Source organism: Pseudoalteromonas sp. PA2MD11, from assembly GCF_017808125.1.
Lineage (GTDB): Bacteria > Pseudomonadota > Gammaproteobacteria > Enterobacterales > Alteromonadaceae > Pseudoalteromonas > Pseudoalteromonas simplex.
In genome coordinates this window covers 32,211-44,878 of record NZ_JADKNF010000005.1, presented here as the reverse complement: position 1 = coordinate 44,878, position 12,668 = coordinate 32,211, and the positions used below count along the sequence as shown (strand labels likewise).

At 42.8% G+C, this 12,668-nt stretch carries 13 protein-coding genes; 3 read left to right on the top strand and 10 right to left on the bottom strand.

The annotated features are described in order from the left end of the window. Positions 1–7: 7 nt before the first annotated feature. From murG to mraZ, 10 genes are read right to left on the bottom strand one after another with little or no spacing between them, the layout of a single operon-like run. Positions 8–1,081: an undecaprenyldiphospho-muramoylpentapeptide beta-N-acetylglucosaminyltransferase gene (gene murG, locus ISP07_RS07825; RefSeq protein ID WP_166338774.1), complete on the bottom strand. Its 1,074-nt coding sequence runs from the start codon at positions 1,079–1,081 to the stop codon at positions 8–10. Next, complete coding sequence (gene ftsW / locus ISP07_RS07820; RefSeq protein WP_054552731.1) at positions 1,078–2,253, bottom strand: cell division protein FtsW; 1,176 nt, start codon at positions 2,251–2,253, stop codon at positions 1,078–1,080. Before ftsW ends, murG begins: the two co-directional genes overlap by 4 nt. Continuing rightward, on the bottom strand, positions 2,250–3,575 hold the full coding sequence (murD, locus tag ISP07_RS07815; RefSeq protein WP_209327285.1) for a UDP-N-acetylmuramoyl-L-alanine--D-glutamate ligase: 1,326 nt from the start codon (positions 3,573–3,575) through the stop codon (positions 2,250–2,252). The genes ftsW and murD overlap by 4 nt, the downstream gene beginning before the upstream one ends. Next, positions 3,576–4,658, bottom strand: coding sequence for a phospho-N-acetylmuramoyl-pentapeptide-transferase (gene mraY, locus ISP07_RS07810; protein WP_054552733.1), 1,083 nt, complete (start codon positions 4,656–4,658; stop codon positions 3,576–3,578). After that, on the bottom strand, positions 4,652–6,040 hold the full coding sequence (locus ISP07_RS07805; RefSeq protein WP_209327284.1) for a UDP-N-acetylmuramoyl-tripeptide--D-alanyl-D-alanine ligase: 1,389 nt from the start codon (positions 6,038–6,040) through the stop codon (positions 4,652–4,654). Before ISP07_RS07805 ends, mraY begins: the two co-directional genes overlap by 7 nt. Then, complete coding sequence (gene murE, locus ISP07_RS07800) at positions 6,037–7,515, bottom strand: UDP-N-acetylmuramoyl-L-alanyl-D-glutamate--2,6-diaminopimelate ligase (RefSeq protein WP_209327283.1); 1,479 nt, start codon at positions 7,513–7,515, stop codon at positions 6,037–6,039. Before murE ends, ISP07_RS07805 begins: the two co-directional genes overlap by 4 nt. Then, positions 7,508–9,325 carry a penicillin-binding transpeptidase domain-containing protein gene (locus tag ISP07_RS07795; RefSeq protein ID WP_054552736.1) on the bottom strand — a complete coding sequence of 606 codons (1,818 nt, stop codon included), beginning with the start codon at positions 9,323–9,325 and terminating at the stop codon, positions 7,508–7,510. The genes murE and ISP07_RS07795 overlap by 8 nt, the downstream gene beginning before the upstream one ends. Beyond that, entirely contained in the window at positions 9,322–9,648 is a 327-nt protein-coding gene (ftsL, locus tag ISP07_RS07790) for a cell division protein FtsL (protein WP_054552737.1), read from the bottom strand. Before ftsL ends, ISP07_RS07795 begins: the two co-directional genes overlap by 4 nt. Further along, a complete protein-coding gene (gene rsmH / locus ISP07_RS07785; protein WP_209327282.1) occupies positions 9,648–10,583 on the bottom strand; it encodes a 16S rRNA (cytosine(1402)-N(4))-methyltransferase RsmH in 936 nt (311 codons plus the stop codon). The genes ftsL and rsmH overlap by 1 nt, the downstream gene beginning before the upstream one ends. A 30-nt stretch (positions 10,584–10,613) precedes the next feature. Then, positions 10,614–11,072 (bottom strand): division/cell wall cluster transcriptional repressor MraZ, encoded by a 459-nt coding sequence (gene mraZ / locus ISP07_RS07780; RefSeq protein WP_054552739.1) that lies wholly within the window; start codon positions 11,070–11,072, stop codon positions 10,614–10,616. 459 nt (positions 11,073–11,531) lie between these two features. Between mraZ and ISP07_RS07775 the strand changes: the two genes are divergently transcribed. Genes ISP07_RS07775 through ISP07_RS07765 form a run of 3 tightly spaced genes read left to right on the top strand, consistent with a single transcriptional unit; the run spans position 11,532 to position 12,582 of the window. Further along, positions 11,532–11,873, top strand: coding sequence for a hypothetical protein (locus tag ISP07_RS07775; RefSeq protein WP_054552740.1), 342 nt, complete (start codon positions 11,532–11,534; stop codon positions 11,871–11,873). A 5-nt stretch (positions 11,874–11,878) separates the two neighbouring features. Then, positions 11,879–12,325 (top strand): hypothetical protein, encoded by a 447-nt coding sequence (locus tag ISP07_RS07770; RefSeq protein WP_209327281.1) that lies wholly within the window; start codon positions 11,879–11,881, stop codon positions 12,323–12,325. Beyond that, positions 12,325–12,582 (top strand): hypothetical protein, encoded by a 258-nt coding sequence (locus ISP07_RS07765; RefSeq protein ID WP_209327280.1) that lies wholly within the window; start codon positions 12,325–12,327, stop codon positions 12,580–12,582. The genes ISP07_RS07770 and ISP07_RS07765 overlap by 1 nt, the downstream gene beginning before the upstream one ends. Positions 12,583–12,668: the final 86 nt, after the last annotated feature.

Sequence of the window (12,668 nt, the reverse complement as noted above, 5' to 3'; positions counted from 1 at the left end):
TTCACTACTAATCTCTTCTATCTGCTAGTTGCTCACAGCGTTTTGCAACATTGGCTGTGGCATCTAAAATAGCAAGCTGTTTTGCTTTACTTGCCATTGTTGAAATTTTTTCTGGTGCATTTACGTAAGGCGTTAATAACTCAACAACCGCCGCTTGGTTAAACTCACTTTGCTGCATAATTAACGCAGCTTGCTCAGTCACTAAATACTTTGCATTGGCAGTTTGATGGTCATCGACAGCATGCGGAAAAGGCACAAATAAGGCCATTCTTCCGGCTGCCGCAATCTCACTCACCGTTAATGCACCAGCTCGGCAAATTACCAAATCAGCCCATTGATATGCGCTATCCATATCATCAATGAATTCAGCGACTTTACTATTTTCAGTTAACCCTAACCGTTGATAGCTGGCAGTCACATTCGGTTCATTATTTTTACCTGTTTGGTGCCATATATTAAGCGTTGTTAGCGCTGAAAGTTCACTGAATACAGCTGGTAAAGTCTCATTAAGAACTTGCGCACCGAGTGAACCGCCAACTACTAGCACATTAATCGGTGTCGCTGTTTGCTTTACAGTAACATTAGCGACACTTGCTCGCACTGGGTTACCCACCACTTCGCATTGTTCTTTTGCAAAAGCCGATGGAAAAGCAGCTAAAACTTTATTGGCAAACTTTGCTAGCCAACGATTACTCATGCCTGCAACGGCATTTTGCTCATGAATAACCAAAGGAATACCTAAGCTCTTTGCTGCAATGCCCGTAGGTCCAGTCACATAACCACCCATAGCTAAAACAACATCGGGCTTTTGTGCTTTTAAAATTTTGCGTGCTTGAAAAATGGCATTCATCACCATAAATGGTGCCTTGACCAAACGTTTAATACCATTGCCACGCACACCTTTCACATTGATAAAATCAATCTCAATGTTGTGCTTAGGTACTACCGTTGCTTCCATTCTGTCAGGCGTGCCAATCCAGCTAACCTGCCAGCCTTGCTGCTTTAAAAAATCAGCAACTGCAATACCCGGGAAAATATGACCACCAGTACCGCCTGCAACAACAAGTAATTTTTTACTCATCGCTTACCTCCTCGAGAGGTTGCCTGCTTAGTTGCCATTTTTGTCTCAAAATCTATTCGCAAAAGTACACCTGTTGCTATGGTCATAATTAATAAACTAGAGCCACCGTAAGAAACAAACGGCAGTGTTAAACCTTTGGTTGGCAAAATACCCGCACTTGCGCCAACATTTACCATGGTTTGAAACGCAAACCAGATACCAATAGCAAAAGCAAAATAGCCTTCGTACTCTTTGCCGCATTTCAATGCTTTTTGACCAATTAACAGGGCTCTGAATACAAACACAGCAAGCACAATCAAAATACTTAATACGCCAAAAAAGCCAAGCTCTTCACCAATCACTGCAAAGATAAAGTCATTATGTGCTTCAGGAAGATATTGCAGTTTTTGCACGCTATTTCCTAAGCCTTGACCAAACCAACCACCTTGACTGTATGCCATTAGCGATTGCACTAACTGATAACCTTTACCGAATGGATCTTCCCACGGCTCTAAAAAGCCAGTGACACGGGCCATACGGTATGGTTCAGCGATAATTAGCACTACCACGGCAGCAATACCCGTTAAAATAAGGCCAAAAAACTGCCATAACTTAGCCCCCGCTAAAAACAACAAACCAACTGTCGTCACAAACAGTACAACGACGGTCCCTAAGTCTGGTTGCATCAATATCAAAAATGCATACACACCAAATACAGCTAATGGCTTGAAAAAACCTTTTAAGTTCTCTTGTACTTCTTCACGTTTACGTACCAAGTAACCGGCAATATAGCTAAAGAAATACAACTTGGCGGCTTCAGCAACCTGAAAGCCCACAGGGCCAATGGGTATCCATCGCTTTGCACCGTTCACTTCACGGCCAACAATCAGCACTAAAACCAGCAAACCTAAACCCAGCAACAATAAATAGGCGTTACTGCGCTTCCACCAATCCATAGGCACATTTGTGGCAATCCAAAATAAGAAAAAGCCCATAATTAAGAACATGCCGTGGCGAATAATAATGTGATACGGATTATCAAATAATCGCTCTGCTGTTGGCATAGAGGCACTGGTTACCATCACAAAGCCAACGCCAATCAACATCAACATGCAATACAATAACGGCACATCATAAAGCTGTGGCGATTGCTTTGGTGTTAATGCGTCACGGATGTCAGCAAATGCAATCATACTGCCTCCGCCAATACGCACTGCGCAAAATCATCACCACGTTGCATGTAATTGTTGTACATATCAATGCTGGCACATGCAGGTGCTAATAAAACGATATCGCCACTGCTGCTTAACTGTTTCGCTAGTTGCACAGCTTCATGCATGTTGGTGGTTAGGTGGCCTTTTTCGGTTAATGCTACGAGAGCTTTAGCATCCTTACCAAAACAAATAAGCGCTTTCACTTTGTTGTTTAAGTATGGCTTTAAGGCATCTAAATCAGCCCCCTTTGCATCACCACCGGCAATCACAACTAATTGCTTCCCTTGATCAGCTAAGCTTTCAATCGCTGCGATAGTTGCACCTACATTGGTCGCTTTTGAATCATTAAAGTATTTTACTTCATTAATTTCAGCGACAAACTGGCAACGGTGTGCAAGCCCAGTAAAAGCACTAAACGCTTGCTGGTAATGCCCTTTAGCAATATCAAACGGGCTCAGTAATGCCATCACCGCTAAAGCGTTTTGTTGATTGTGTGAACCAACAACATTTAAGCAGCTTGCTGGTAATACTGGTTTACCATGTGCTGCAAAGTATTGTTCGCCTTGATGTTCAACCAAGGCAAAATCTGCATTGGCGAGCGCAAAGCTTACTTGGGGCTGCTTTGCAGTGTGTGTTGCCACATCAATGGCATTAACTACAGCAAGCTCTGAGCCATTATAAATACTTTGTTTAGAGTCTATGTATGCTTGATAACTTGAATAACGATCGAGGTGGTCTTCACTCACATTCAACACACAGGCACTTTTCGCTTTTAAGCTATGCGTGGTATCAAGTTGAAAACTCGACAGCTCAAGTACATACACATCATAGTCTTGCGATAGTAAATCAAGTACCGCAGTACCAATGTTGCCACCGAGGCCAACTTTATAACCGGCCGCTTTCAGTACTTCAAACGCCAATGTGACCACTGTCGACTTACCATTTGAACCTGTCACCGCAACAATTGGTTTATCGGTTAAACGGGCAAAAAGCTCCACGTCACCAATCACTTCAACACCAGCATCAATTGCTTTTGCTACAGCGGGTGTCGCGAGGCTTAGCCCTGGGCTGATAATAATAATGTCATTGCTGGCTAAGTCTGCCTGTTCTAAATCACCAAAGTGAGTCGTTAACTCACTGGCATGCTCATTTAGCCAATCAGCACCCGGCGGCGCTGTGCGGCTATCAACAACAATTGGCTTAATATTCTGAGATAATAAAAAACGCACAATGCCCAGACCGGTTACACCGAGTCCGAGCACTGAAATTTGTTTATTTTTAATCTCGTTAATAACTGTCATTTACCTGATCTTTAATGTCGCAAGGCCAGCAAGTACTAGCACGATTGAAATAATCCAAAAGCGCACAATTACGCGCGGCTCAGGCCAACCTTTTAATTCATAATGGTGGTGAATAGGCGCCATTCTAAAAATACGTTGACCACGTAATTTGTAAGAGCCCACTTGTAAAATCACCGACAATGCTTCCATTACGAACACACCACCCATGATGATAAGTACCAGTTCTTGACGAACCAGCACCGCAATAATACCCAGTGCACCACCGAGGGCTAATGAGCCTACATCACCCATAAAAACCTGTGCTGGGTAGGTGTTAAACCATAAGAAACCAAGTCCAGCTCCCACAATTGCTGTGCACACAACCACAAGCTCACTGGCGAGTGGCAAATGCGGAATATGTAGGTAGCTTGAGAAATTAACGTTACCTGTTAAATAAGCAATAATAGCAAGTGCTGCCGCCACTAAAATGGTTGGTACAATCGCTAAACCATCAAGGCCATCTGTTAGGTTTACCGCGTTCGACGTACCTACAATTACAAAGTAAGTCATCACGATATAAAACAACCCTAGCTGTGGTAGCACGTCTTTAAAAAACGGCACAACTAACGAGGTTTCGCTGCCTTGCTGCGAGGTAAAATAAAGTGCACTGGCAACCACTAACGCAATCACTGATTGCCAAAAGTATTTCCATTTAGCAATTAAGCCTTTAGGGTCTTTGCGGATCACTTTACGGTAGTCATCAATAAAACCAACCACACCTAACGAGCCCACGACAAATAAGGTTGCCCAAACATATTTATTTGAAAGGTCTGCCCACAGTAATGTGCTGGTAAAAATCGCCCCTAAAATCAAAATGCCGCCCATAGTTGGCGTACCTTTTTTAGATAGGTGAGATTCTGGACCATCGTGACGAACCACCTGACCAATCTGCATTTTTTGCAATGCACGAATTAGCTTAGGACCAAAATAAAGTGAGATAAGTAGCGCTGTTAAAATACCTAAAATTGCGCGCAGCGTTAGGTAAGAAAAAACATTAAAGCCACTGTAATATTGTGTTAAATACTCTGCCAGCCAAACTAACATGACGATACTCCATTATTGCCATTTTGCTGGCTATTTACTAAATCTGTGACCACAAGCTCCATACGAGAACTGCGCGAACCTTTTACAACAACTGTGGTTTTTTGCGTCGATTGAGCAAGTTCACTTTGTAATTGTTGTAATAATTGTTCACGGCTTGAGAAGTGGCGGTTTGGCTTTTCAAATACATCACTGGCTGATTTACTTAATACACCTAGGCTATAAAGTTCATCAATGCCTTTTTGCTGTGCGTACTCACCAACTTGTTGATGATAAAAACGCGCTTCTTCACCCAGCTCACCCATATCACCTAACGCAAAAATACGACGACCCGGCATATCACTTAATAAATCAATTGCTGCTTTAACCGATTGCACATTCGCGTTGTAGGTATCATCAATCACCGTCAATGTGTCTGACACTTTAAGAACGTTTACACGACCTTTAACTTCACCCATGGTTGCCAGCGCCGATGCGACACTTTCGAGACTTACACCGAGCTCAGTGGTTAAGGCGGTGGCTATTAACGCATTAGCAATATTATGCTTGCCCGGTAATGCCAGAGTGACAGGTACTTTTTTATCTTTATTGCAAAGCACAAAAGAAGCGCGCGCTTGTTCATCAAGCACCACATCTTCTGCCCAATAATCTAATTGTTGGCTAGTAGAAAAACGTTTTACGTTGCGATTAGTTAATTTATCAAGCCAAAAATCGGCATAATCGCTGTCGCAATTAACTACGGCAACACCATCAGGCTTTAAGCCATCATAGATTTCGCCTTTGGCCGTTGCTACACCTTGTAATGAGCCAAAGCCTTCTAAGTGAGAAGCTGCAACATTACATACCACAGCAACATCAGGTTTCGTCATTGCAACGGTGTAAGCAATTTCACCAATGTGGTTTGCACCTAACTCAATCACCGCATATTGGTGTTGTGGTTCAAGGCGTAATAACGTGAGTGGTACGCCAATGTCATTATTAAAGTTGCCTTTTGTTGCTAGTACTTCACCATGACCAGATAAAATCGCCGCACACATTTCTTTTACGGTCGTTTTACCCACGCTCCCAGTAATAGCAATTGTTTTCGGTGCAACCTGTGCCATCACAGCTGCGCCGATGTGACCTAGCGCAATACGTGTGTCACTAACCACAAACTGCACAATATCGACATTAACAGGGCGCGCTACAATAGCAGCTATCGCGCCTTTTTCTTTTGCTTGCGCAACAAATTTATGGCCATCAAAATTAGGCCCTTGTAGCGCTAAAAACACTTCACCGTCACACAAAGTACGGGTGTCAGTGTTAATATTTTTTACCGTGTGATTACCACCTTGGTAATCGGTTGCTAGAACTTTAGCTAGCCAATCAAAATCCATAGGGATCATAACTGCGCCCCTTGCGATTTTTCTTTTAATTGTTGTTGTACATATTGACGATCGCAGAAGTCGATTCGTTGGTCGCCAATAATTTGATAATCTTCGTGACCTTTGCCCGCAATAAGGATGACATCATCAGCACTCGCTTGCGAAATGGCATAACTAATAGCCTGCGCGCGGTCTGCTTCACAATGTGCGCGTTCAGGCTGCTTAAGCCCCGCAACCACATCAGCGATAATAGCGTCAGGGTCTTCACTTCTTGGGTTATCGCTGGTGACAATAATACGGTCTGCATTGCCTTCAGCTGCTTTTGCCATCATCGGGCGCTTGCCTTTGTCTCTGTCACCACCACAGCCAAACACACAGCTAACACCACCTGGAACGTGCTTTTGCAATGCTTGTAATGCCAGTGCTAATGCATCAGGAGTGTGGGCATAATCAACAATACAAGTCGGTTGACCTGGCGCACTAAATGCCTGCATGCGCCCAGCAACAGGCTGCAATGATTTACACCCTTCAACGAGTAAATCAAGTGGGTAACCCATACCTAATAAAGTAGCCATTGCAGCGGCTAAATTATATAAGTTGAACTCGCCAAACAGTGTGCAATTAACTTTAGCCTGTCCCCAACTGGTATCGAACTTCGCCGAAATACCGGCATTATCATATGTTACATCGCTAAAATAAACAAAACGCGCATTTTCAGGCGTGAGGTTTTTATGGCCGTAGCAAATTAGATTATTGAAGTCGTATTTTTCTAACCATGCTTCAACTTGCGCATCATCTTGATTAAGCACCACAAGCTTTGGCATATGGTCACGCATTAACATTAACTTGGCATCAGCGTAAGCATCCATGGTGCCGTGATAATCTAAGTGATCGCGTGTAAGATTAGTAAACACTGCTGCTTTAAACTGACAATTCTCAACGCGATGCTGCACTAAACCATGAGATGAGACTTCCATGGCCACAACATCATTCTGCTCTGCGACAAGCTCAGATAAAATACGCTGTAAATCAACGCTCGATGGCGTGGTGTTTGCAAGCTCAGTCAGGTTATCAGGGTGCCCATAACCGAGCGTACCTATCACTGCTGCGCGTTTATGACAGTGCTGTGCTAAGTGCGCAATCATTGCTGTGGTTGTTGACTTGCCATTGGTGCCTGTCACACCCACTAAATCAAGCTGCTTTGATGGTTGCTGGTAAAAAGCTGCTGCAAGTGCTGGCAGCTTTTTCGCTAAATCGGTAACTAAGTAAAGTGGTTCAAACTCACTTTCGAACTCACATAAACGGTCAGCAATAACTGCCACCGCACCATTTTCAATGGCTTTGTCAATAAACTGTCCGCCATCAAGCTGATGGCCTTTAATGGCGACAAACACATCGCCAGCTTTTACATCTCGACTATCAAGACGTAGTTGGTTAACCAATAAACTATTGGCCTCAACATCAATTTGATTAAGAATCGGTTTTAAATCACGCATCGTTATCTTTGCCTTCTACGTACGCAACCGCATCTTTGTCCGGTGCAACGTTTAGAATTCTTAAGGCATTGGAGACAATCTCTGCAAATGCAGGGCCTGCCGTCGCACCGCCGTAATAAACATCTCCACCCGGTTCATTAATCATTACTACTACCGCTAAACGTGGGTTACTCGCTGGCGCAATACCAGCAAAATAGCCAACATATTCGTCACCATACCCGCCCACAGCGGCTTTTTTAGAGGTACCTGTTTTGGCAGCAGCACGATAGCCATCAACATGAACTTTTTGTGCAGTACCACCTTTTTCGAATACGCTTTCCATCATGTGAACAACCGCTTCAACGTCTTTTTGTTGGAAAATACGTTCACCCTCTGGTACTGACTCTTGTTTAAGAACTGTTAGCGGGCGCATAACGCCACCAGAGCCTAACATGGCATAAAAACGAGCCATTTGAGCGGTACTTACAGCTAAGTTATAACCAAATGATAATGCAGCAATTTCATGATCTGACCAGCGTCGATTTGGGTAAAATAAACCGCTGCTTTCACCAACCATGCCTGTACCACTATCACTGCCAAACCCCACCTTTTGGTAAAGCCCTACAAAATAGTCTTTTGGTACTTCTTGACTGACCTTAGTTACACCCATATTACTTGAATACTTTAAGATTTCTCTTAAGGTCATCTCACCATGGTTACGGGTATCTTGCACAAGGCTGCCACCCACACGCATCCAGCCAGGATAAGTATCAATAATTGAATCCGGTTGAATTGCGCCGTAGTCTAAACCAGCTAAAATGGCTAGTGGCTTAACAGTAGAGCCTGGCTCAAACAAATCGGTGATAGCACGGTTACGACGCTTATGCGGTGCGGCATCATTCAAGTTATTAGGGTTAAACGATGGGCTATTCACCATAGCTAATACTTCGCCGGTTTTTACATCAACAACCATGGCTGAACCCGAAGTAGCTTTATAGGTTAGAACTGCTGATTTTACTGCTTTATAAGCAATCGCTTGAATGCGCTGATCAATACTTAAATGAATGTTTTCAGGCTCAACACGTTCACGCTCATCAAGCACTTCTACTTCACGGCCTTGGGCATCTTTACGAATGGTGCGCTGACCTTCAACACCCGTTAACGCCTTTTCATAAAGCTTTTCGATTCCCTCAATACCATGACCATCAATGTTAGTAAATCCAATAACATGGGCTGTTACTTCACCGGCAGGGTAATAACGTTTTGACTCATCAAGTAAGTGGATACCTGGTAAACGAAGATCACCAATATAGTTAGCAACAGCAGGGGTAACCTGACGTTTTAAGTAGACAAAACGACGCTTTGGATTATCACGAAGGCGAGAGTTAACTTTACTTGGGTCAATACGTAATACATCCGCAAGTTCACGCCAGCGAATATCATTATTGTAATAAGCGGCAATACGTTTATCTAACTCAACCGTATTTTCAGCCAGTGCTTGTTGATCTTCACCATTTTTTCTAGCTTGACGAAGAACTTTACTGATCAGTGATTTATGCAGCGCTTTCGGATCCGCATACACACTTACCACAGGTACGCTGACCGCCAACTCTTTGCCATTGCGATCGAAGATCATGCCACGTTGCACATGTTGTTTTTCAACACGCACAGTTCGTTTATCACTTTCAGAACGCGCTTTATCTGGTTCAATAACCTGTAAAAAAGCGGCACGCGCAACCAGCGTCATAAAGACTAAAAACACCACTGAGCACACCAGCAAAAAACGCCATGTGATTAAGGTATTTGTTGGCTTTTTCCCTCTGCTTCTCATCGCAGTATTACCACCTGTTCGTCTTGGCTAGTTGGCCGTTTCATTTCTAATTGCATAGTCGCGACTTCTTCAATGCGCGCATGCTGTGAATAAAACTCTTCTTCTACGAGCAAGTAACGCCACTCAAGATCGAGCTCATCACGCTCTTGCAATAATTTGTCTTGTTCAATCAATTGCTGACGCGCTAGATGCGTCACCTGAACCACACTCAAACTAGATGCGAGGATCACAACCAACAAGGCCAAGGTCAGCTTATTAGCTCCTAGGCCTTTGAAAATTTCTGTAAATAAATTAGGTTGGCGATGTGTCGCTTTAGCTTTCATTACAACCTCTGCGCAACCCTTAACACTGAACTACGTGAACGCGGGTTTGCTTCAATCTCCGCCTTACTCGGCTTAATGGCTTTACCCACTGCCTTTAACGTCAGGTTTTTGTTTATTTGTGCGTCCGTCAAAGGCAGACCTCTGGGTATCGCCTCTCCCTTACTCTGTTTTTTAATAAACTGCTTAACAATGCGATCTTCTAACGAGTGGAACGAAATAACCACTAAACGTCCCCCTGGTTTTAAAACCTCAACAGCGGCTTGCAATGCAGTTTGAATTTCTTCAAGCTCACTATTGATATAAATACGGATCGCTTGGAATGTGCGTGTAGCTGGGTGTTTGTGCTTATCTTTAACTGGCACAGCTTCATCGACTAAATCAGCAAGCTGCTTAGTGCTTGTGATTGCAGTGTGCTCACGTGTTTCAATGATCTTATGAGCAATTCGACGACCAAATTTTTCTTCGCCATAGGTTTTAATCACATGCGTGATATCTTCTAGTTCAGCTTCAGCTAGCCATTGTGCAGCACTGCGACCACTGGTTGGATCCATACGCATATCAAGTGGGCCATCTTTCATAAAACTAAAACCGCGTTCAGCATCATCAAGCTGTGGTGAAGAAACACCGATATCTAACAAAATACCATCAACTTTACCGATCAAATCGTTATCTTCAGCAACCACTTTTAGGTTTGAAAAACGAGTGTGAGCAATTGAAAAACGCGCATCATCGGCAAATTTTTCGGCGGCTTTAATAGCTTGTGGATCCTGATCAATCGCCTGTAAGCGACCTTGTTCACTTAAACGCGCAAGAATTTGCCCCGAGTGTCCACCGCGACCAAATGTGCCATCCATGTAAATGCCTTCAGGTTTAATATCCAAAGCATCTATGGTTTCGTCCATCAGTACAGAGACATGTTCAAATTGCGCTGTCATTAGCTATTATTTGCCTTTTTCTTTGTGTCGTTAGAGTGAGAAGTTATCGAACTCAGGATTCGCCTCAAAATCGCCTAGGCGTTCAATTTCAGTATCTTGGCGCATTTGTTCATGCCAACGATCTTCATCCCAAATTTCGAACTTGTTCATCAAGCCAACCAACATGATTTTTTTTCCTAGTTCTGCATGGGCTCGTAACGAAGGTGCCAGCAAAATTCGGCCATTTTTATCTAATTGATATTCTGTGGCATTGCCGAGCAACATTCGTTGCATGCGGCGAGCGCGTGGATTCATATTTGAAATTTTTAATAGTCGCTCTTCTATTTCAAGCCACTCGGCTAACGGGTATAACCACAAGCAGGGCTCGTTTAAAGCAACAGTGCAAATAACCGTTCCCTGATCTTCAGACAAGATCGCATCTCGGTACTTAGTTGGTACCGCAAAACGTCCTTTATCATCCAAACTCAGTGAGCTCGCACCCCGAAACATAACATGCCTTAAATTAGGTTATTTATTGTAACTGACTATCTCTGATCCAATTTGATCCACTAAAAACCACTTTTTACCACAGTGCTCCAGTTTAGGGCTTGACAAGCTATTTTGTCAAGTAACTAGATCATCTTCAGTGCCTTCTAAAGCCAGAAAAAATAAGGCCTCAAGCAAAGCCTCTGAATTACGTGGGAAAAAGTGGAAAACATAGAAAAAAATTTTTTTTCCAATTTTATTGGCAATCTAATGGGGAAAAATGGTTAATGAATAACCAATGAACAATTACAAAATTATCTTATTCTGTAATTTTTACTTAATCACCCTGCAAGAGTTACGAAAAACCACTAACCAAGAACGCAATAAAAAGAATAAACAATTGAAAATTATTGATTTTATATTTTGGTATGAAGGTTGCGATGAATTAATCACCAATTAAATGGCAATTTTTAAGGAATGATTATGACTACCGCAACTTCAAAATCGAATTCAAGCACGGCAACAAGTAACAGTGCAAACTCGAACGCGGCTCAAGTAGAGGCGCCATTCACAGAAAAAGCGACAGAGGCAGCTCACCACGCAGTAGATGCATTATCAACACGCGCTGCTAGTGCTGAACATAGTGTACGTCAGGGTGCATCTAGCTCTGCTCAAACGCTTTCGGAAAAGCAAGCAATAGCACGCGCTAAAATTAATGAATACAGTGGTAAAACTCGTAAACTTGCATCAGAAAACCCTCTTGCAACAGCAGGTATTGCATTTGCTGCAGGCATGTTAGTAACTGCTCTTATTCGTCGTAAGTAATTGTTATGCAAACTTCTCAATCTACAGATGAGAAAACGCAAGATGCCACTGATCAGCCATTAAACGCTGATCAGTGGCAAGATCACCTTGCTAAATTATCTGACTACGGCAAACAGCTATACATTGACTATCGCAAACAAACTGGGACTTGCAAAAAGCTTGCAGCTGCTGAGTGGCGCTTATCAACACGTTCACTCGCCTTAACTATTATACTACTTGTCTGTTTTGCCGGTGGTTTAGTGTTACTTTGGGCTGGTTTACTTGCTACTGTCGGTATCGCGATATTCAGCTTTAGCCAATCATTGTGGTTAGCCGCTATTTCACTGATTGCATTACAATTGATTTGTCTTGCATGGCTTTGGAAGAACATTGGTTATGTCAGCAGTAAAATAGGGTTTGATCATACGCTAAAAAGTATTCGTCAATTATTGAATATTAGTAAGGATGAATGATGTTAATTGATTATTTTATTAATAAACCGCAACACAGAGTAACTAAGCTAAGCCAGCAAATGGATTTACAAGATGAGCTTAAACGTCAACACCATCAAGCGTTCAAATACCGTTTAAAACGCTTTGCGGTAAGTAAAGTGGGTGTTGCCAGTGCCTTCACTGCGGGTATGGGTTATGAAGCACTTAATAACTCAGACCCCAAGGACAGTAAACTGAAACAAGTCAGCCGCTTCAGCTGGTTTCTGCGTTTGTTGTGATCATTATCATGTAATGTTTGCTTTTTACTTCTCTTTGCCACCTATTTTCATTACCTTAAACACAAACGAGCAATTTGTGAGAATGT